A 20,954-nucleotide genomic window follows, 5' to 3' on the forward strand; every position below is an offset into this window, starting at 1 on the left:
TAAGGTATTACGGGGATATTTTTATTGATTTAAATGGATTTTATATGCTTTTAGCTAAGATGCATAAGGTATTACGGGGATATTTTTATTGATTTAAATGGATTTTATTGCTATTATTATGAGAAGAAAATGAAGTGTTTTCTATAATCATGCGCCCATAGCTCAGTCGGATAGAGCGGTGGTTTCCGGTACCACGTCAAAGTATTCTTTAACATTCAGAAAGGCTTAACAGTTGATTTAAAGCTGTTTTACTGAAAGTTTAAAGATATATGTAGGACGTGAACCGTATTGGAATGTATTCTTGCTATATGCTTGAAATTAGCGCTTTAAATTAGTTCTAAATCGTTTATTATATAAAAAGCTAAGCCCTTCTTATTCCGCTATTTAAGTGGTTTAAGGAGGGCTTTTTTGTTATGGGTTTAAAGTCTGGAAATAAAAGAATTGTTAAAAGAAGGTTGCCGAAAGTGGAGCTGTTAAAAGTAGATAAAACGGATTCGTTAGAAGTTGAGCAGACAATTAAAATCTTTTCTCATATCGCTAAGCAAGAAGGTATGAGGGAGCGGACAATAAGTGACTATGCTAAATTTTATCGCTATTTCACCAAAGAGGTTGAAGTAACTGATTTAAGGAAAATGAATGCGGATCATATCGGTTTATATATCGATTCATTGCTTGAAAAGGGTTTAAGTCCTGTGACTGTTAATATCCGTTTATCGGGGCTTAAATCACTCTTTAGAAGGCTAGAAAAGCATGAGTATATAAAAGAGAATCCAGCGGTCAATTTTAGCAAATTAAGGACAGATGAAAGTAAAATATACACCTTTAATAATAGTCAGATCAAAAGGTTATTTAGAGTAGTCGATACTACTTCTTATGCAGGTTTTAGAGATTATGTAGCAATGCTGTTAATGCTTCATTGTGGAATGCGTGTAAATGAAGTTGCAGCCCTAGAAATTAATGATATTGACTTTGATAACGGCGTGATTTTGTTGGCGGGAGCTAAAAATAAAAATAGAAGAAGCCGCAGTATTCCGATGAGTAAAAGAATTATGGGAGAGATAAAACAGCTTATTACCGAGAGTATGGATTATTTTGAAGAGGTTAAACATGTATTTCTTACACAAGATGGTAGGCGGTTAGATAACGATATTATCCGAAAGAGAATGTATACATATGGGAGACTGTCAGGACTGTATAGGGAATGTAGGGTAAGCCCGCATAGTTTACGTCATACGTTTGCTTGTAACTATTTACGAGACGGTGGGAGTGTTAATGCTTTAATGCACATTCTTGGACATAAAGATATTGCTTCTACAATGCGATACGTCCGAATGACCAGTGAAGAAGTTAAAGAACAGTATGAAACGGTATTAAGCAAAAGAAATTATGAGGTTTAAGACAAAGAAAAAAGTCCCCAGCGCCAACTGGAGACTCAAAAATTCAATTCGATAAAACAAATAAGAAAATCCTTAATAGCTCAAAAAACTAAATATAGAAATCGTATCAACTTCAAATGTAAGTTTCAAAACTCAATATAGAGATCCTTATAAGCTTCTTGATTATATTACCATTTTTAAAAATTGGTAGTCAAGAGGTTTAGTTTCCTATTGTCTTTTTTTAGGAAATGCAAGGCATGGAATGACCTAACACATGTAAAACTTGAACAGGTTAGCTGAGCCATCGTCATAGAATCAAGCGTATATCCGCCCAAGCGTTTCCTTGTTTACGTTGGATATAGTCTAGGTGAGAACGACCATTAAAGGTTCGGCTGGTTGCTTGGTGTCTTATGGGACAGGTGGCAACGGATAGATATTAGCTTACAGGACAAGCATTGTAAGTAGAAAGTCCGTTGAGGAAGAAATTTCAGTGTTTAAACAAGGTGATACAACACGGATACTTCAACAACTCATCCTAGCTCAGTATTAAAACATTTACTTTATGTCACTTTAAACTTTGTTTTTTGTGATGTAAGGTAGGTATTTTCTGTCCAAGCCGTTGCTTAATCAATCTAAGCCATGCTCAGTAAAAAAACTCTACAGTCAACAGATGAAAAGTCAGAAAAGTTGTTATGTTAATTAATTACATCCAATGGTAATATTTCTATTGAGGAGTTATAAATTAAAGCTTTAGAGGAGTATATTATTATGAAACTTTTAGTAGCACAACCAATTAAACCAGAGGAAGCTGTAAAAGATTTACAAGAAAAAGTTATTTCCATACAAGATCATCAAATTTCTTTTTTAAATGATAGTTTAGCTAATTTTTTATCATACGCAGGATGGATTGTGAGTATTACCAGTATAGTCATTGTAGGTATACAAATTGGGATTGGTTTATTTCTCAGATCGCAAAATAAAAAAACAGAAGAAAAGATGCAAGCTGCTGAAAGAAAGATGAGTGAAGCGGAACAGAAATTAACAGAAGTAGAACAGAAATCAACAAAAGCTGAATTCCAAATTGAGCAGGCTAAACAGCTAGGTGCAAAAGCTGATGAGATGCTAGAACAATTACAAGCGCAACAAAACAAAATAGAAGGGCTCTTAAACTCTAAAGAATTAGAGGAGAAATTGAAAGAAATTGATAAGATAAGTGATACATCAAAAATACTTGAGGCACAAGTACGTGCCAATTCGTATCTGAGTGAAGCTGGTAGGATTTTAAACCAAGGACTTGATCTTTATGTAGAGCAGCCTGATGATTCATCTACAATAAAACATGAAATTAGGAAAGCGCGTTTGAAATGTGTTTCTTTACAATTGAAAATTAAATCCCGAAAATACGAAGTTGATACAATAATAACGCATGATAATTCGACTATTTTTTCTGTGATACCGAGGGAGTCGCGTGAGCTATATGATGAGGCTATTGGATTCTTGGAAGAAGCAAAAGAATTTGTTGAAACATACAGAACAGAGGCTGTGCAATTACAAAGTTAATACAAAAAAACTTTAAACAGAATTTTATTTGTAGGATTTTATTAGTAAAACATTTTTTTGATTGTAAAAAACGGAAAAATATTATTTAACTTTTATTAAAATAAGGTTAAATTCGTTGACACCTTTTTTGAAAACCATTGTATTGACATGAGTTTTAGAATGTTGTTTCATAGTCATTGTGTTGAAAAAAACGGCTAACATGTAGAAAAGTAAAAGTTAAAAAAGAAAGTATTTATACATGTATCTTGTGTCTTATTTTGAAACGTAATACAATATAAAGGAACACCAAGATTTTACATAATGTGAAGAAGTATTAAAAGTAACCCTAGCACACTATTATAGATTTTGTGGTTATCTAGCAACCCTCCGTTTCTATTTGTCGAAGGAGGTGATGACCAGTGAAAATGTTAATAATTTCGGCGATTGTTACAGGAATTAACCAGTTCTTTGTTAAAAAGATGATGGATTATATATATCCGGTGTGTAAAGAGAACGCAAAAACCGCCCTATTAAGATGCTTAAAGTGGGCGGTTCGCAAGTTAGAAAACTAATTAAGTTCTGCTATAACCACACCATCTATTTTCGCAGAATAGTGATGGGATACAGACTAAGACAGGAGTTTCGCAGACTTCTGTCTTTTTATTTTACGCAAAACGTTAACTCAAATATACATCAACTTTAATATTTTTGTTTACAAAGCAATATTACCCTGATAATATATTGAAGCCGTTTTTAGAGTTAACTATCTGTTTACATTATAGCATAAGGAAACTACAGAAGTACAAGAGAAAAGATGTGAAAGGTAACTTACAAGTGGGAAAACCTTGATATATAGCTAAAAATGACAGTTGGAATTCTAGCCCTTTTTGTTGCTGGAGTTTTGTGGTTCTTAAAGGGCTTCTAATAAATACATAGTAAAACCCCCTTCCTAAATAGGTTGGGGGTCTTTTGTAATCGTTATTTAAATCCGTCTATCCTGTTGCATATTGCCGCCCCCGCCAAGAAACCGACTCTCAATAGCATACACAGGGGAGTTTATTTAACGTTACATACTGATTTCCCCGCAATTTTTAGTGTAGGCGGGTACTTTCTTCACTTTTTACCTTTTTCAGAGGTGAAACAAAGTGAACTGGAAGTAATCTTAGTAAGTACATGGTATCAAAGTTGCTTCGAAAAATCCATGAATCCATTGGAAATCCCTTAAAATAAAAAAATTATGAAATTCGTAAAAAGATGTGTAAATTGCAACCATTTCTGGAACTTAGATTGATTGGGGACAACTCCGATTTAATTCACAGAAAAGGGAAGCGGTTAAATTGTTAAAAAACAATCTTGGTGCGAGAAAATTAATGGAAGAAGAAAAGAGAATTCGATTTGAAAAAATGGAGGGTCATATTCGAACCGTAATTGATGAATATATGGTATATAAACTCGATTTAGATGAAGCGATGTATAAACTATTACATCAATCCAGTCCGATTAAAGGGTGGCTAAAGCGTAAAGCGAGAAGGTTTTTACTAGAAAATCATGATCTCAGTATGAAATATACAGTAGATGATATATATAGTTTATTAACAGAAGTAGTATGGAATTTTGTTAAAGAAAGCCTGAATAGGTATGAAGAAATATTAAGTTATATAGGAACCTTGAATTACCGATGTAAATTAAAACTGATTAGTTTCAAAAGATACTTCCTAGCAAGGAAAAGGTCGATAGAAAGGTTAACCACTCCGAAAGATGATGACTCCTTAGATAATATTAGATTGAATACAATTGCGAATGGAAATTACTATGCAAGTACTTACAGAAGTGACGAAAAGAAAGAAAAAATGAAAGGAGGCTCTTTTAAAAATGGAAACTATAGAAAAGTTTTAATTACGGGCTATGAGAGTAGCGAATTAGAGAATAGGCTACTTGTGAATGAAATGCTAGCATCATCCGTATTGCCTGCAAAAGATCGGAAGTTATTGGAATATTTATATGTAAACCCAAGTGCCACGCTATTTGAAATGATGATAAATTGTGAATTTACAAGTAAAAAAGCTGTGAGTCGAGGGATTGAACGAATCAAACGCCAGTATAGTTATATCCTACTTTATTAACTACACTTTATTATATTTGGGGAAGGAGGGGGTTATTTCCGTTCTAATAACCTTATAACTTTATAGGTCGCAGAAAATAACATGATCGTGCGGGTAAATTAGAAAATTGTTTACAAATTGGTGTGCTTCTAAAGAGTTCATGAAAACTCCTATTAACCTGTTAAAGATGTGCCTGTTAGACAAAGTGCTTTAAAGCAAGAGGGTAACTAAGTTATTTAGTTTACCATTGCAACATCCTTTGAGAGTTCTCAGCCCGCACCACGAATGTATTTATATATTAGTAGTATAAAGTATATATACTTGACAGACATTCGATCGTTGCATACTCCATACACTCAGAACCCAGCTGATCCACTCACCTTCACACCATTTGACACAAGATGTAGACAATGTAGAGTCTATACATAATCATTGCATAACAGAACGGTTGAAAAACCCTCATGAACGTTGATATAACAACAATATTCTAAGTGACTTCTGATAACATTTATTATGTTTAATACATGTGTTATACATCACAAATAAAAAGGGAAGTGGGATATTTAATTTTCTGAGAGTCGCCGCCCAGTCATTAAGCTACATAAACTTTGTAACCTATTTTCGGAACCAGCCTAGAGATTTTCTGTAACTAGTTTTAGAGCGGGAAGTATTTTTCCCTTACTAAACATTTTCGGGAATCTTGACGAAGACAGGGGCGGGGAAAGTAGATAACATTTGGGAACTATAACAAAGTATGGCTAAGTATGGCTAAGTATTGCAGAGAAAACGAAAGTAAACAGGAGTTTGAAGAGGTTTTATTTAAAGAATTTACGATATTTCAGGAAAACTTGTAAAATTAGACACTGTATTAGTGAAATTTATCACAAATTATGGTATTATGTAAGTATATTCGTAAGTGATAGTTGAGAGTAAATAGTAATTGCAAGTGTCGCAATCTCGGGCAATTTTTCTTTATGTCTTGAAACAGGTAATTCTCTCTTTGGGTTTAAAACAGGTAACTTCATTCATTGAAGAAACGTCAATACCAATCTTTTAAACATTCTCTTAAAGTATCCTTCAGTCATATTGGAGCCTTTCCGATAGCTGAAGAGTGTTCCACAAACAAACACCTACCTTCCATGTTTATCAACGGTTAACTAAACATACACGCATATCCAAACACACCATAAACTCACATTCTTACTTATCAGTACGGACAATCCTTTTCAATTGGGTCTGAAGGATTACATATGACATTCTATTTGTGGAATACTCTTGAGCTATTGAAAGACACAATAGTTCTACTAAAATCCAAAGGTTTATTTTTTGTGGTAAGTGAAAGCAAGTAATGAGGATAATGAAGTAATTCGCTAGTTAAGTTTTTTCTAATTTCTATGATCGTATTTCGTAGAGCTGAAGCCTTGTTAAAGGCGGATTTTTCGATTAATCAAGTGAGTTGTTTTGCAACTCTTCAAAGTCATTTTAGGACTGGCGGGTTTATAGTTGGAGCTTCCTGTCAGTCCCTCCTTCTTTAATCAATGTGAAATTTATCACACCCACATATAACCACCGCATAAAAGGACGTGAATAATTGTTTTATAAACATCTATCCAAATCGATCTCCCGAAAGATCATCTATATTAAAACTTGTACTTTCCTAGCTAATAGCGGGATTCCAAAAGTATTAAAAACAGCAAAGGTACACCCGCAAACGTGGAATAGAATTTGTTCAGGAGAGGCCACTGAAGAAACGGCACACAAATACCTAGACGCAATCATCAAGCGTTGTTTTCCTGACACAACTTCAGAACATATTGAATGCATCAATACCCGTTATGCTGAGCTTTATAAAGGCGTTAATATCACACGGCTGGGAGGAGCTGAAAAATGCAAAGAGAAGCAGAAACTAAAAACGCTCCCGATCTAAGAAGTAACCCTTTAACTCCACAGGAACAGAAGCAAGTTGATACAATGCTAGTTCCTCCTGAATATTCCGCAATGTTACCCCGACATGTATTGTTTGTTCATCACCTACTCGAAACAAACTTAAACATCACTCAAAGCTGTAAAAACTCAGGTTATTCTCCTACATACGGAAATATTCTCACGCAACGTGAAGACGTACGGGGCTTATATACCCACTTCATACAATCCCGATCCTTTGCAAGTGTAGCAAGTATAGAGGAAGTTATGGAAACAATGACAAAAGCCATGCGGGGAGAATTAAAGGACACTGTTGTAATCCCTTCAGGAAAAGTTATTGAGAAGCCTATAGGGTCTCGTGAGCAAATCAAAGCAATGGAAATGTTAGCGAAGCATTATAGAATCCTTCAGGACGGACGTTTCTCACTTGAAATAAACGGCGGTAACGAATGGACATATACCGTTGATATAGTAGACGATGAAGAACAGGAAGTAATAGACGTAACCCCAACTGAAGAGCTCGAATACATCAACGCAGCCACGCAAGAATAGCAACAACCACACCTACAAAACAACCTCAAAGGAGCAATTCCAAATGACATTATCACTAGATGAAAAAGCAAAATTAAATGAGTTACGCAAATACATGGCGGATCATGAAGCTAAAATTAAAGAGCTACAAAAGTTAGAAGCGGCGAACCTTGCAGAAGAAGTCCGCATTCAAAACCGCAATGAACTAATTTACGGACGCAATCCGAATCAATCATGTTATATCAATTCCAATAACGGACTTTACAAAGTAACCACTAATGAACTTAGTTATGTAAATTCTATTGAACGAATTACTTCAGAGCATTTAGAAGGATCGGACGTAAATAGCCGTATTGAGCTGAGTGGGTTAGATGATTGGACTTATCGCAACCTAAAAGCGGGCATTTATGACGATGCACCAACAAACAAATACTTAAACGTGCTACTAGACGATCAACGCATAGAGAATATGGACTATGTAAAGAACATCGGGAAGTATGAAATGAATGATAAAAACATTTCGCAGGTGTTAAACGCTATGAAGTTTGATGGCATTGTGAACCGTCCGAACGGTGATACAGAATGAATTTTAAAACAGTAAGTCAAGATTATGCCGTTGCAAGTCAGTTGTACCAAAGTAACAAAGAACAAAATGCTAAAGTGAGGATTCTAGATGAGACTTTTAATGTTCGCCCGATTGATGGGACTGGCTTAAACTATATGGACGTAGCTCACAATGATACAATACGTGGTTTAATGGGGGTTTCAAAGTCCGTTGCTATGCTCATTAAGATGATGAGAACTATTGAAAGAGCCAAAGCCCAAACGGATCAAGAAGAACGATTTCTAACTGATACTTTCAAACAGATGGAAGCACAACTTAAATTATTAAAACATGCGGAAACTCGTTTGATATCTTCTTTAGAGATTTGGAACGAAGTACAACCGTACAAGGGGGATTACTAGCATTTTTGAAAATCCCTATGCCAAGCGGAAAAATACAATAAGCTGCCCATATGACAGCTCATTTACATAATTATTGTTATTAGAAGTGCTATAAAGTAAAAAACAAAAATACTATATATTGTTTTCGCAAAAATTTAACACTATATATTGTGTTTATGAAAACTTAATACTATATATTGAGTTTGTTTATATTATTTGGATCTATATATTGTATTTTAGGTACCGTCTCGGTATAATAATCAATGACAGAAATTACATACGCTCTAAAAATATAAAGAAAAGGGGTATTTGAATGAAAGATGAATTAGTAAGTGTTAAAAAACGCGGATGGTGCTGGTATGGCGCTAACACATTCAAAGAAACAGATAATGTAGGTAAATTTATGACTCGTGGAGTAGGTGACATTTCAGATGAAATGCAAGAGTTAATACTTAGGGCAATTGAACTAGGCGTCACACCATTTGTTAAGCATAGTGATCCTGATATGCTTCAATTTAATCCATATTCAAAAGACGGTTCATGGATGATTATTTGGTATTCTACGGATGAGGAAAAAGCTCTAAAGGATTTAGCTAAATTTTTGGTTGAGCATGGGTTAGTGAGGAAAACTAAGTCTGGTAGATATTATAATATTTCATTTAAATATGACGAACAAACTCGAAACGGGGAATATGGCGAACAATTTAAAGCGTCCATTTCTTTGAAAGATTTAATGGATTTGGATACTGGGGAATTCTATTAAATTATTTCTACACACAAGTTATGATATTTAAACAAATCTTTCATTGGATATCATATATATACCTAGTCAACATAACGTCTCATTATCAATAGCAAGGACAAGGGGGGATTCCTTACAGGAGTGAGGGTTCGCCTTTTTCTTTGCTTTTAATTTTGGGAAGGGGTGTTTATAAAATAGATTTATTAGAAATGCTGTAAAACGGAATGTGAAATCAGAGGGATAAGTGGACAAGGGGCGTTTTAACTTGTTGGGAGAGCAGTTTCTTGTATATAGTGTGTTATCAGATATTTTTATTGATTTGGCTAGGTTTTATTGCTATTATATGAAGAGAAAATAAGCAGGTATTTACTTGTTATATTTCACTTCTATTAGAGGTTTTTCGCAAGAAATTAAATGTGGAAAAGCGGAATAGAAGAAGGCTTAAAACCTTGATAATAAACGGTTTATAAAATTTTATCATGCGCCCATAGCTCAGTCGGATAGAGCGGTGGTTTCCGGTACCACGTCTGCCGGGGGTTCGAATCCCTCTGGGCGCGTCAAAAAGTCCTAACTTACGTTTTGTAGGTTAGGACTTTTTTATTTATCTCATTATTTGAGGGTTAAACAAAACAAACTGATGGAAGTCTCATTTTATATGTGTACTTTCAAAATGCCTTGTCTCATTGCTTCTGTTAAAGCTTCGGAGCGTGATCCTACTTTTAATTTTTTGAAGATTTTTGTTAGGTTGTATTCTACAGCTCTTGAACTCATGTACAGTTCATCAGCAATTTGTTTATTGCTACTTCCTTTAGAGACGGATTCTAAGATTTCTAATTCTTTTTGTGTAAGAAGAGCGGTTTTATTTTCAAGTTGTTGAGTCATTATATCGTCTTTACGTAGTTGACGTAATAACGAAATAGGAAGTAAAGTATATCCGTTTACAGCTGCACGAATTGCCATTAATAGCTCTTGTTGAGAAGCTGATTTACTAATAATGCCGCTGATACCAGAGTTTATTAATAAATTGAATTGGGATACGTATTCAAAACCTGTATATAAAATGATTTTTGCATCTGTTTGAATATGTAATATTTTCTGGGCGAGTTCAATACCACTACAATTGGGCATATTCATATCTAAGAGGTATACGTCAAAAGGTGTAGCGTCACTTTTTATAAGTGCTTCCTGTTCATTTAAAATATATTCCGCTTGCATATCTTCTTCTAATTCAATCATGTTCTTTGTTCCTTCGCCTACAATTTGATGATCATCTACGATTAATACTCGAATCATTATTTACCACCTCGGAACTGTAATGTTTATTTGAAGTCCTTTTTTAGCTTCGGATACTATATGTATTTCTCCACCAATTGATTGAAGCCTTCCTTTTATACCGGAAAGTCCCATATGCTGATTAGGAGAGTAGGGAGTGTCTATATTAAAACCTTTGCCGTTGTCTCGGTAGTCTAGGAAAATACAGTTATTCTCTTCCCATAAAAAAATCGATACGATGGTTGCCTCGGAATGTTTATCTGCGTTTGTTAGTAGTTCTTGAATGATACGATATAAAGATAAAATTTTGTCAAAATCGTAATGATGTTCTTGAATTGATTCGTGATCAAATTGAATTTGAAACTGCACACGTAATTGTGTTTGGGCTAGCAATTCTCTTAATGCACCAATTAAACCAGCATCTGATAAAAGTGATGGACGCAATTCATTACATGTGTCGCGAATTTGTTGTATTACATCGTGCATACCGAAGTGGATTTTTTTTAGTTCATTTTTTAATTCTAGTGGAACGGATTTGTTTTTTAGTAAAGAGTCTAGTTTGCGGTACCATACGATTTGATCTTGTAATGCAGAGTCGTGTAAATCTGAAGCGAGTCGGCGCCTTTCTTGTTCAGAAATTTGAAAGAGTAGGCGTGATAAGCTTGCAGAATTTGTTTTGGATTCTAAACTCTCCTGCTCTAGAGAATGAATAATTTCATTAATGGTATACAAGTTTTCGTAAATAAGACGGACGTATGTCGTGACAGTGATGAACCATGATTTTTCATGCGTATTATATTTAATATTATTCACTTTTGTTCCAATCCAGATGTAGTGCTTTATATGTTTAGTAGAGTATAAGTAAATACCGATGCATCCATCATCCTCTAATAAATCATTAATTAGTAATGCTGCCATACTCCATTTTTTCTTTTTAGAAAGTGTGAAATCTTTCGTTTGTCCATATCCGTTGCATTGTGTATATGTGTTGTCTTTCATATCATATTGAACAAATTGAACAAAAGAAGGTTTCAACATCGAAACGATTTCATTAGTGAATTTTTTCTCTAACTCTTCTGTTTTCATAATAGATGATAGCTGTGCGGTAAACTGTTCAATGTTTACGTATAAGTTTGTTTTAGTCCGAAAGAGGTGATTACGGAATGTAAAATCTAATCTTTCTTTTAATATGAGAAATAGAATGTTTAACGGGAAAATAATAATAAAACTTTGCAGCAGTCGAGAGAGAAAATTGTCTTTGTAATAAATGCTCCAGCTCGTAATGATTGCAATTAATAGAGTTGGGATTAGTGACAGAAATGCGTAATATCGTAAACGATCAAATACAAAATCTATATCAAAAATCTGCTTAGTCGCTACTAAATAAAAATAACCGATTGGAAGAGCGATTAGGAACATAGCTCCAATATCTGCTGAGAGAATCGGTGTACTGAATATTGCATCTGGAAGAGCATAGAGTGTAACGAACGGAAAGAAGGCAATGGAATGAATCGTGAGCATTAATTTTAAAAATGGTTTATGTACTGTATTGTGATATTTGATATAGGCACGGATTAAAAAGTATATGCAAAAGATAATATTTATTGAAAGGTAAATTAGTTCTAATCCATCGGTATTAACTACGGGAAATGGAATGAACATCATTAAAATAGAGAGTGATAATAAAATAATGCCAATTGCAATGTCGATTTTTAGAAATCTCATAGAAATGACGTATAGTTGCTTTTTCTTAAATAATTCATTCAACAATAAAATGAGAGACATAGGTGTACCTTGAAATACAATACTTAAAATAATGAGGGCGATAAAATCACCTTTACCAGATTCAACTGCAATTAGAAGACTTGAGGAAGTCATGAATAGAAACGTGATCAAAAAGAATTTTTCCCGGTTCAAAGGCTTCTTTGTATAAAGAAAAATAGATAACCCTAAACAAATAAAAGCGAGTAGGAAGGGGAAGTATACAGAAATGATTTTGTCACGATAATCAATGAAATGTTGTGTTCCTTTATAAGTTTGGGTGATATCATCTTTTTTAACTTGTATTTCTGATGCATTTAGTGATTGGTTTTGATATCCAGGAAGTATTCCTAAATGAGGCTTTTCTTTATTAATCGAATAGATTATATCTCCTTCTTTTAAGTCCGTATGAAAAGCCCAACCGGAGGATTTAATTTTTTCTATTGTGTATGTAGCTGAGTCTGTTTTAGAAATAAGAACTCCACTATATGGTTGGTTTATTTTATATAAGATATAGCCTTGTAAACAAAAATACAGGATAGTTACACATGAAATGAAAATGAAATTACGTTGTATCTGCAACGGTTTGGACACCTCTCTTTGTAGGTACATCATTTAATTTCTGAATATTTTTATAATAACATTTAAGAAGTTTTCATACAATCAACTTCATCTGTTGAAATTGCGGTGAACCACATAAGAGTGGTTCGCTTTTTTTACGGTAAATACAGTACGGATTGCGGACAATAGCATCAGAAAGAAGTCTATGATAAAGATACAACTTAACAAGTAAATGAAAGGGGAAATAGTTATGAAAAAGTTTTTGTTGATGGTAGGCGGGATTGTATTAGGAATGGCGGTTATTTATTTCGTAAAAAGCTAAAAGGAGCTGTTAAGGGTGGCATTTGAAATTCAAGGATTAAATAAAACATTTGGTGAATATAAAGCCGTTAATGATTTAAATATACGTGTAGAAGAAGGTGGAATTTTAGGGATGCTGGGCCGAAATGGTGCTGGTAAGACGACAACGATTCGTATGATCTTAGATTTAATCAAACCGGATAGCGGCCAAATTCTATGGAATAATCGCCCTTTTTCAAAGAAAGACCTATCTATTGGCTATTTACCAGAAGAGCGTGGATTATACCCGAAAATGAATGTAGTGGAGCAATTGGTGTATTTCGGCAAGTTAGAAGGAATGCCAGCTAATCTTGCAAAAAGGCATGCGTTACAATGGCTAGAAAAATTAGAAATGACACCACATTTAAAGAAGAAAACAGAGGAATTGTCAAAGGGAAATCAACAAAAAATCCAATTGATTTCAGCGATATTGCATAATCCGGAATTCATCATACTAGATGAACCATTTAGTGGATTGGATCCTGTAAATGCAGAGATGTTAAAAAATGTTGTGCTCGAGTTAATCGCGCAAAGAAAAACGATTATCTTCTGTAGTCATCAAATGGACAGTGTAGAAACGTTCTGTGAGGAAATTTGTATTATGAAAAATGGTCAACTTGTATTATCGGGTGCCTTGTCAGATATTAAGAAAAGTTATCAATACAAATATATGACGTTGCAAACGGAAGGGGATATTGAACCTATTCTTAAGAAGAAAAATTTCAATTTTGAAAAAGTTAATCGTACGTTCATGATTAAAGTTAATGATGGAGAGGATGCATTTTCGCTGCTTGAAGATATTAAAACTAAACAATATATCCGAGATGTTTCTATTAAAGAACCTTCTTTACATCAAATCTTTGTTGAAAAGGCGGGTGCATAAGTAATGAGGAATTTCTGGATTGTTTTAGGGCAAACGTATTGGGATCGTGTGAGGACGAAAATATTTATTGGGATGACATTGTTATTAATAGGGGGAGGGATATTCTTATTCTCCTTTCCAACTTTAGTACAAAAGTTTTCTGGAGAGAAAGAAAAAGCAAAGGTTGTATTTATTTCCGAAGCACCTAATGTTACTTTGGATCAATCTAATCTTAGTAAAGCTCTTCCAGAATGGGATTGGTCTTTAGGTGATAAAACAAAATTAAATCAATATAAGCAAGATTTGTTAGATAAGAAAGTCGAAGCGCTCTTTATATTAAAAGAGGGTGCGGGTGCTGAACCAGTATTAGATTACTTTATGAAGGTGGATAATCCTAAGTTGATTCAAAGTGCGCAGGTATTTGTACAAAATCAGTATTTTCAAAGTGCGGTAGTTAAACAACAGTTATCAGAAGAGGCTGTGAAATCACTGACGATGAACGTGCAAGCGAAAAAGCAAAACTTAAATAACGAAGAAACAAGCTCATTCTTACTGGTGTATTTATTAGTAGCGATTATGTACTTAGCAATTACTTCGTATGGAAATGCGATTGCTACAGCGGTAGCGTCAGAGAAGGCGTCGCGTGTTATGGAAGTGATGGTAACGAAGGTGTCGCCTGTTCACATGGTCTTTGGGAAGATATTAGGAGTCGGTCTTGCTAGTTTGACACAGTTATTTATTTTCTTCCTTAGTATGGCGCTATATATTAAATCTGGAATTTTCAAGGTATCGGATTCGTTTTTTGGAGTGAATATTGATGTAAATATGATTACAGGTGAGCATGCTGCATATTTCTTGTTATATTTTGTTCTCGGTTACTTCGTTTATGCGGCACTTTTCGCAGTGTTTGGTTCTATGGTAAGCAGGCCAGAAGAATTATCTGGAACAACGATGCCAATTACTCTTATATTGATGGGAAGCTTAGTGGTGGAGTTATTAGTAGTACTTGATAACCCTGAAGGGTTAGTATCAAGAGTGACATCATATGTACCGTTTACAGCTCCAATCAGTATGGTAGTTAGGATTATTAATGGATCCGTTGGGAGTTTAGAAATTATTACATCTATAGTTGTATTAGTAGCTAGTATCAGCTTAATTGCTATGTTTGCAGCAGAGGTCTATCCGAAAGGCGTGTTAAGAAGTGGTAAGAGCCTTAAATTTAGTCAATTGTTAAAAAATAATTAATTGTAGGGGGGAATAAATAATGAGATTTTTTTCGAAAAGAAAACAAAAAATGATGGATAGTAGTGGCGAGAGAAGCGTGAAAAAAATAGTTGAGTTGTCTGTGGAAGAGATGAGGGGAATTCAAGGAGCGTCTAGTGAATCAAATGATTATCTCTATGATTCCTATGTAATTAGGAATCAAAGTTCCTTAGCGTTGAATAAAAGGTTTCTTCCTTAATAAAAATCATAAAAGAGTAGTTAGGCATAGTGAAGCGTCACTATACCTAAACTGCTCTTTTTATTTTGGAATTGAACAGAGAGAAATTTAATGTTGTTATATATAAAATTAAGAGTTACTATTAGTATGTGGTTATAAAAAGTTTATCCCGCATTAACGGGCAGTAAGACCCCCACCTCAAAATTCAGCGGAAGCAAAGAAGTTAGGTGGGGATCGGACTGCCCGTAAAAGCCCGATTGGTAAGGGCTAATAATCAGTGGGGATGGACAAAACCCCCCACTGATTAAAGTTTCACTTTATTATTTTCTTTCAATATTATTCAAATTTCGGTTGTAAGTTGTAAATCTCATTAATACATATAAATTAATAATATTTTGGAATGGGTGTCTGCGTGAGGATTCTCCTTTTACCAAACTTATTGTACAATAGAAACAAGGGGGAGATTAGTTTGAAGGCAAGTCTTTTACAAGAACAAAGCTTACGTTTGGCAATGACACAAGAGTTAAGGCAAGCGATTACAATGCTCCAGTATAATGTACAAGAATTATCGGAGTTTTTGTATGAGCAATCGTTAGAGAATCCCCTTATTGAGTTAGGTGGTTTTGAGAGGGAGAAGAAAAAGAGCTCTAACAACAGTAAAAGTACCAGCAAACAAGTCGAGAATCAGATGGAAATCTACAGTGTGGATTCTACAACGATTCAGCAACATTTATTAAATCAAATACAGTATTATAAAATAGATGAAGAAGAGCGAAAAGTAGCTTCTTTCATTATTATGAACATGGATGGAAATGGATATTTACAAGAAACGAATGAAGAGTTAGCAGAGCTCCTTTCTGCACATATTCATGTAGTCGACCGTTCTGTAGAGCTTGTCCAATCACTGGAGCCAGCAGGGGTAGGGGCGCGTAATATTCAGGAATGTTTAACCTTACAATTGAAGCGCTTACAAAGGCGAAATGGATTAGCAGAAGAGGTTGTAGAAGATCATTTCGCTTATTTTGTGAAGAAAGATTGGCGAAAGCTCGTTCAAGTGTTGAAATGTAGTAATGAGGAATTACAGAGTGCGGTAAATTGTATAACGTCATTACAACCAAAACCAGGTCTTGCGTTTTCTTCAGATAAACCACTTTATATTGTGCCTGATATGGCGGTGAAAAAAGATGGCGATCGCCTCGTTTTACAAATGAATGAGAGAAATATGCCGAGAATTGAAATTCACTCTGAATATAGTGCGCTTCTTAATAATAGTGAAAGTGAAGTAGCATCTTACGTATCAGAAAAGTATCAGCATGTGCAGTGGATTATGCGCAGTTTGAAGCAGAGAAAACAGACATTGCTGCAAGTAATGACTATTATTATGGAAAAACAACGTGATTTCTTCTGGAAAGGTCCAGAGTATTTAAGACCTCTCGCTTTAAAAGAGGTAGCGGAAGAGTTAAGTGTGCATGAATCGACAATTAGTCGTGCGACGCGAAATAAATATGTGCAAACACCACACGGTTTATTTGAGATGAAATCGTTCTTTAGCAATGCCGTTTCGACGACTGAAGATGAAGCAGTTTCTACAAAACGTGTAAAACAATTTATTCAAACGCTAATTGGGGCAGAGGATAAGAAAAAGCCACTTTCAGATCAAAAGATTTCAAAATTATTAGAAGAAGAGCATGAAATTGTTATTTCTCGAAGAACAGTGGCGAAGTATAGAGAACAAATGCATATCCCAGCTTCGTCATTACGAAAAACGATCGGATAGGTGAAGAAGATGAAAGTTGTACTGTATACTAAAAAAGATTGTGGCCTTTGCGTGAAGGCAAAACAAGTTTTACAGGAAGTACAATGTGAATATTCTTTTCAAATCGAGGAAATAGATATATATGAAGATAATGACCTTTTAGAAAAATATCACTTAATGATTCCGGTTGTAGAAATGGACGGAAAACAAGTAGAATATGGTAACATTCACAAAGGTGTCATAATAAACTATATAAAGAATGCAGTTAAGAGTTGAATAAGTTTCTATCTCCTGTTACAATAATACACGTAGCAGGGATTATTTTTTTAACCTATGTGGGACACAAAATGTCACTACGGGACGTAAAGTGACCACGAGGGAAAATGAACCGATGTAGTGAGGAGAAAAGATATGCGCTCATGGATTCAGAACACAAAAAAATTATTACCTGATCTGCTACCTGTTATGCAAACGAGAATGCAAATTCTTCAATACATTAGGCTCATGCAGCCGATTGGAAGAAGAAACTTATCAGCAAGTCTCGGTATGACAGAACGAGTATTGCGAAGTGAAGTTCAAGTTTTGAAAGAACAAAACTTAGTTCACGTCGCTTCTTCTGGAATGACTTTGACAGAAGAAGGAACAGCTTTAGTTCTTGCTTTGGAAGACTTTATGAAAGAAATTTCCGGGTTAAAGGTTTTAGAAAAGCAACTTAAGGAAACATTAGACTTGGATGAAGTTTTCGTTGTCCCTGGTGATAGTGATGAATCACCTTGGGTCAAACTGGAGATGGGCCGTGCTTGTGTGACTTGTATAAAAGACCGTCTGACAGCGAATAATATCGTTGCTGTGGCTGGAGGAACTACGCTAGCTGCTGCTGCGGACATGATGCAACTTGATTGCAAAGATTTACATATGCTGTTTGTCCCAGCACGTGGTGGAATTGGAGAAGGTGTTGAATTAGAAGCCAATACCATTTGTGCCAAGATGGCGCAAAATACGATGAGTAATTATCGCTTATTGTATGTTCCAGACCATGTTAGTAGCGAAGCATATGCGTCTATTGTGACAGAGCCTTCCGTGAAAGAAGTTCTTGAGTTGATTCGATCTTCCAATATCGTCATTCATGGAATAGGTGATGCGTTAACAATGGCACGTCGCAGAAGTACTTCAGAAGCAGATTGGTTAAAGATTCAGGCAAGCGAAGCAGTTGGCGAAGCTTTCGGTTACTACTTTAATGAAGAAGGAAATGTTGTTCATAAAGTAAGAACAGTTGGTATGCAACTAGAGGACTTACAAAATGTATCTCATGTTGTTGCAGTCGCTGGAGGTTCTTCAAAGGCAAAAGCAATACAGGCTGTAATTAAACAAGGGCACACTTCAATTCTAATTACAGATGAAGGTGCAGCAAAACAGTTAACAAAGGGTTTTACCCTTTAATATAATCCCCCAAGGAGGAAATTCAAATGACTAAAATTGGTATTAATGGATTTGGACGTATCGGACGTAACGTATTCCGCGCAGCTCTTAACAACTCTGAGGTAGAAGTAGTAGCAATCAACGACTTAACAGATGCTAAAACATTAGCTCACCTTTTAAAATATGACACAGTTCACGGAACTTTAAATGCAGAAGTATCTGCTAACGAAAACAGCATCGTTGTTAACGGTAAAGAAATTAAAGTTATCGCTGAGCGTGATCCAGCTCAATTACCATGGAGCGACTACGGAGTAGAAGTAGTAGTAGAATCTACTGGCCGTTTCACTAAAAAATCAGATGCTGAGAAACACTTAGGTGGATCAGTTAAGAAAGTTATCATCTCAGCTCCAGCTTCTGACGAAGATATCACTGTAGTTATGGGTGTTAACCACGAACAATACGATGCAGCTAACCACAACGTAGTATCTAACGCTTCTTGTACTACAAACTGTCTAGCTCCATTCGCTAAAGTATTAAACGAAAAATTCGGCGTAAAACGCGGAATGATGACAACAATTCACTCTTACACTAACGACCAACAAATCTTAGACTTACCACACAAAGATTTACGTCGTGCTCGTGCAGCAGCTGAAAACATGATCCCAACATCTACTGGTGCAGCTAAAGCTGTAGCATTAGTATTACCAGAACTTAAAGGTAAATTAAACGGTGGCGCTGTACGTGTTCCAACTGCTAACGTTTCTCTAGTTGACTTAGTTGTTGAACTTGACAAAGAAGTAACAGTTGAAGAAGTAAATGCAGCATTCAAAGCAGCAGCTGAAGGCGAATTAAAAGGTATCCTTGGATACAGCGAAGAGCCATTAGTATCTATCGACTATAACGGATGTACAGCTTCTTCTACAATCGATGCATTATCTACAATGGTAATGGAAGGTAACATGGTTAAAGTACTTTCTTGGTACGATAACGAAACTGGTTACTCTAACCGCGTAGTAGACCTAGCAGCTTACATGACTTCAAAAGGTCTTTAATTCTTAATTATATAAGTTATCAATGACAAAACGAGGGAGAGGGTTTGTTCCCTCTCTCTCTTCTTTCGTTTTAAAAGCAAATGTGTTAAGCTTTTGAGTGGGTTTTGTCAATCCTAACTAGTAGTCGGAGGGAAATCCAATGAACAAAAAATCAATTCGTGACGTAGATTTAAAAGGTAAGCGTGTATTTTGCCGCGTTGATTTCAACGTACCTATGAAAGAAGGCAAAATTACAGATGAAACTCGTATCCGTGCAGCTCTTCCTACAATTCAATATTTAGTAGAGCAAGGTGCGAAAGTTATTTTAGCAAGTCACTTAGGCCGTCCAAAAGGTCAAGTAGTAGAAGAAATGCGTTTAACTCCAGTAGCAGCACGTTTAGGCGAGCTTCTTGGTAAAGACGTTAAAAAAGCGGACGAAGCATTCGGACCAGTTGCACAAGAAATGGTTGCAGCAATGAACGAAGGCGACGTATTAGTTCTTGAAAACGTACGTTTCTATGCGGGCGAAGAAAAGAACGATGCAGAACTTGCGAAAGAATTTGCAGCACTTGCTGACATCTTCGTAAACGATGCATTCGGTGCAGCTCACCGTGCTCACGCTTCTACAGCAGGTATCGCAGACTACCTACCAGCAGTATCTGGTCTATTAATGGAAAAAGAGTTAGATGTACTTGGTAAAGCACTTTCTAACCCAGAACGTCCATTTACAGCTATCATCGGTGGTGCGAAAGTAAAAGATAAAATCGGTGTAATTCGTCATCTATTAGACAAAGTAGATAACTTAATCATCGGTGGTGGACTTGCTTACACATTCGTTAAAGCTTTAGGTCATGAAATTGGTCTATCTCTATGTGAAGACGACAAGATCGAACTAGCTAAAGAATTTATGCAACTTGCAAAAGAAAAAGGCGTAAACTTCTACATGCCAGTTGATGTTGTAATCACTGAGGAATTCTCTGAAACTGCAACAACTAAAATCGTTGGTATCGACTCTATCCCTTCTAACTGGGAAGGCGTGGACATCGGTCCTAAAACACGTGAAATTTATGCAGATGTAATTAAAAATTCTAAGCTTGTTGTATGGAATGGACCAATGGGTGTATTCGAAATGACTCCATTCGCAGAAGGTACAAAAGCAGTAGGACAAGCATTAGCAGATGCAGAAGATACATACTCTGTTATCGGCGGTGGTGACTCTGCAGCAGCTGTTGAAAAATTCGGTATGGCTGATAAAATGAGCCACATTTCTACTGGCGGCGGTGCGTCATTAGAATTCATGGAAGGTAAAGAGCTTCCAGGTGTAGTTTGTCTTAACGACAAATAAGTAGCAGCC

Annotated in this window: 17 protein-coding genes and 1 tRNA gene; 16 read left to right on the plus strand and 2 right to left on the minus strand. The window is 35.5% G+C overall.

Annotation, left to right across the window (positions count from 1 at the left end; translation table 11 throughout):
• Positions 1–413 precede the first annotated feature (413 nt).
• The 8 genes from EBQ15_RS13435 to EBQ15_RS13485 all read left to right on the plus strand — a co-directional run bounded on the left by EBQ15_RS13435 (position 414) and on the right by EBQ15_RS13485 (position 9,715).
• Positions 414–1,397, plus strand: coding sequence for a tyrosine-type recombinase/integrase (locus EBQ15_RS13435; protein ID WP_000523597.1), 984 nt, complete (start codon positions 414–416; stop codon positions 1,395–1,397).
• 747 nt (positions 1,398–2,144) lie between these two features.
• Positions 2,145–2,936, plus strand: a complete 792-nt coding sequence (locus tag EBQ15_RS13440) for a hypothetical protein (protein ID WP_000772079.1) — start codon at positions 2,145–2,147, stop codon at positions 2,934–2,936.
• A 1,316-nt stretch (positions 2,937–4,252) separates the two neighbouring features.
• Positions 4,253–5,038 carry a hypothetical protein gene (locus tag EBQ15_RS13455; RefSeq protein WP_000916877.1) on the plus strand — a complete coding sequence of 262 codons (786 nt, stop codon included), beginning with the start codon at positions 4,253–4,255 and terminating at the stop codon, positions 5,036–5,038.
• A 1,866-nt stretch (positions 5,039–6,904) separates the two neighbouring features.
• Positions 6,905–7,492, plus strand: coding sequence for a terminase small subunit (locus EBQ15_RS13465; protein ID WP_001188501.1), 588 nt, complete (start codon positions 6,905–6,907; stop codon positions 7,490–7,492).
• A 43-nt stretch (positions 7,493–7,535) separates the two neighbouring features.
• Positions 7,536–8,057 carry a hypothetical protein gene (locus tag EBQ15_RS13470; RefSeq protein WP_000175902.1) on the plus strand — a complete coding sequence of 174 codons (522 nt, stop codon included), beginning with the start codon at positions 7,536–7,538 and terminating at the stop codon, positions 8,055–8,057.
• Positions 8,054–8,437, plus strand: coding sequence for a hypothetical protein (locus EBQ15_RS13475; RefSeq protein WP_001009817.1), 384 nt, complete (start codon positions 8,054–8,056; stop codon positions 8,435–8,437). Before EBQ15_RS13470 ends, EBQ15_RS13475 begins: the two co-directional genes overlap by 4 nt.
• Positions 8,438–8,729: 292 nt before the next feature.
• Positions 8,730–9,179: a hypothetical protein gene (locus tag EBQ15_RS13480; protein ID WP_000651004.1), complete on the plus strand. Its 450-nt coding sequence runs from the start codon at positions 8,730–8,732 to the stop codon at positions 9,177–9,179.
• A 460-nt stretch (positions 9,180–9,639) separates the two neighbouring features.
• Positions 9,640–9,715, plus strand: a tRNA-Arg gene (locus EBQ15_RS13485).
• Between the two features lie 94 nt (positions 9,716–9,809).
• Here EBQ15_RS13485 and EBQ15_RS13490 read toward each other — a convergent pair.
• The gene (locus tag EBQ15_RS13490; protein WP_000621762.1) at positions 9,810–10,451 is read right to left on the minus strand and encodes a response regulator transcription factor; all 642 of its coding nucleotides are present in this window, start codon (positions 10,449–10,451) and stop codon (positions 9,810–9,812) included.
• Positions 10,452–10,454: 3 nt separating this feature from the next.
• Positions 10,455–12,806 carry a sensor histidine kinase gene (locus tag EBQ15_RS13495; protein WP_002001439.1) on the minus strand — a complete coding sequence of 784 codons (2,352 nt, stop codon included), beginning with the start codon at positions 12,804–12,806 and terminating at the stop codon, positions 10,455–10,457.
• 283 nt (positions 12,807–13,089) lie between these two features.
• On the opposite strand from EBQ15_RS13495, the gene EBQ15_RS13500 reads away from it, so the two are divergent.
• From EBQ15_RS13500 to EBQ15_RS13535, 8 genes are all read left to right on the plus strand, one after another.
• Positions 13,090–13,974, plus strand: coding sequence for an ABC transporter ATP-binding protein (locus EBQ15_RS13500; protein WP_000863493.1), 885 nt, complete (start codon positions 13,090–13,092; stop codon positions 13,972–13,974).
• Between the two features lie 3 nt (positions 13,975–13,977).
• The gene (locus EBQ15_RS13505) at positions 13,978–15,198 is read left to right on the plus strand and encodes an ABC transporter permease (protein WP_001243600.1); all 1,221 of its coding nucleotides are present in this window, start codon (positions 13,978–13,980) and stop codon (positions 15,196–15,198) included.
• Positions 15,199–15,217: 19 nt separating this feature from the next.
• Entirely contained in the window at positions 15,218–15,415 is a 198-nt protein-coding gene (locus EBQ15_RS13510; RefSeq protein ID WP_001210632.1) for a hypothetical protein, read from the plus strand.
• A 448-nt stretch (positions 15,416–15,863) separates the two neighbouring features.
• A complete protein-coding gene (gene rpoN, locus EBQ15_RS13515; RefSeq protein WP_000647955.1) occupies positions 15,864–17,171 on the plus strand; it encodes an RNA polymerase factor sigma-54 in 1,308 nt (435 codons plus the stop codon).
• Positions 17,172–17,180: 9 nt separating this feature from the next.
• Positions 17,181–17,426: a glutaredoxin family protein gene (locus tag EBQ15_RS13520; RefSeq protein WP_000869730.1), complete on the plus strand. Its 246-nt coding sequence runs from the start codon at positions 17,181–17,183 to the stop codon at positions 17,424–17,426.
• A gap of 135 nt (positions 17,427–17,561) precedes the next feature.
• Positions 17,562–18,590, plus strand: coding sequence for a gapA transcriptional regulator CggR (gene cggR / locus EBQ15_RS13525; protein ID WP_001258185.1), 1,029 nt, complete (start codon positions 17,562–17,564; stop codon positions 18,588–18,590).
• A gap of 26 nt (positions 18,591–18,616) precedes the next feature.
• Positions 18,617–19,621, plus strand: coding sequence for a type I glyceraldehyde-3-phosphate dehydrogenase (gene gap / locus EBQ15_RS13530; protein WP_000161236.1), 1,005 nt, complete (start codon positions 18,617–18,619; stop codon positions 19,619–19,621).
• Positions 19,622–19,760: 139 nt separating this feature from the next.
• The gene (locus EBQ15_RS13535; protein WP_001036350.1) at positions 19,761–20,945 is read left to right on the plus strand and encodes a phosphoglycerate kinase; all 1,185 of its coding nucleotides are present in this window, start codon (positions 19,761–19,763) and stop codon (positions 20,943–20,945) included.
• Positions 20,946–20,954: the final 9 nt, after the last annotated feature.

It is taken from the genome of Bacillus sp. 2D03 (genome assembly GCF_003946765.1).
GTDB classification, from domain to species: Bacteria; Bacillota; Bacilli; order Bacillales; family Bacillaceae_G; genus Bacillus_A; species Bacillus_A cereus.

Coding starts and splice junctions, on each gene's coding strand:
- EBQ15_RS13465 (WP_001188501.1), top strand. CDS start 6,905: ATGCAAAGAGAAGCAGAAACTAAAAACGCTCCCGATCTAAGAAGTAAC.
- EBQ15_RS13495 (WP_002001439.1), bottom strand. CDS start 12,806: ATGATGTACCTACAAAGAGAGGTGTCCAAACCGTTGCAGATACAACGT.
- EBQ15_RS13435 (WP_000523597.1), top strand. CDS start 414: ATGGGTTTAAAGTCTGGAAATAAAAGAATTGTTAAAAGAAGGTTGCCG.
- EBQ15_RS13475 (WP_001009817.1), top strand. CDS start 8,054: ATGAATTTTAAAACAGTAAGTCAAGATTATGCCGTTGCAAGTCAGTTG.
- EBQ15_RS13480 (WP_000651004.1), top strand. CDS start 8,730: ATGAAAGATGAATTAGTAAGTGTTAAAAAACGCGGATGGTGCTGGTAT.
- EBQ15_RS13535 (WP_001036350.1), top strand. CDS start 19,761: ATGAACAAAAAATCAATTCGTGACGTAGATTTAAAAGGTAAGCGTGTA.
- cggR (WP_001258185.1), top strand. CDS start 17,562: ATGCGCTCATGGATTCAGAACACAAAAAAATTATTACCTGATCTGCTA.
- EBQ15_RS13440 (WP_000772079.1), top strand. CDS start 2,145: ATGAAACTTTTAGTAGCACAACCAATTAAACCAGAGGAAGCTGTAAAA.
- EBQ15_RS13470 (WP_000175902.1), top strand. CDS start 7,536: ATGACATTATCACTAGATGAAAAAGCAAAATTAAATGAGTTACGCAAA.
- EBQ15_RS13505 (WP_001243600.1), top strand. CDS start 13,978: ATGAGGAATTTCTGGATTGTTTTAGGGCAAACGTATTGGGATCGTGTG.
- EBQ15_RS13510 (WP_001210632.1), top strand. CDS start 15,218: ATGAGATTTTTTTCGAAAAGAAAACAAAAAATGATGGATAGTAGTGGC.
- gap (WP_000161236.1), top strand. CDS start 18,617: ATGACTAAAATTGGTATTAATGGATTTGGACGTATCGGACGTAACGTA.
- EBQ15_RS13490 (WP_000621762.1), bottom strand. CDS start 10,451: ATGATTCGAGTATTAATCGTAGATGATCATCAAATTGTAGGCGAAGGA.
- EBQ15_RS13520 (WP_000869730.1), top strand. CDS start 17,181: ATGAAAGTTGTACTGTATACTAAAAAAGATTGTGGCCTTTGCGTGAAG.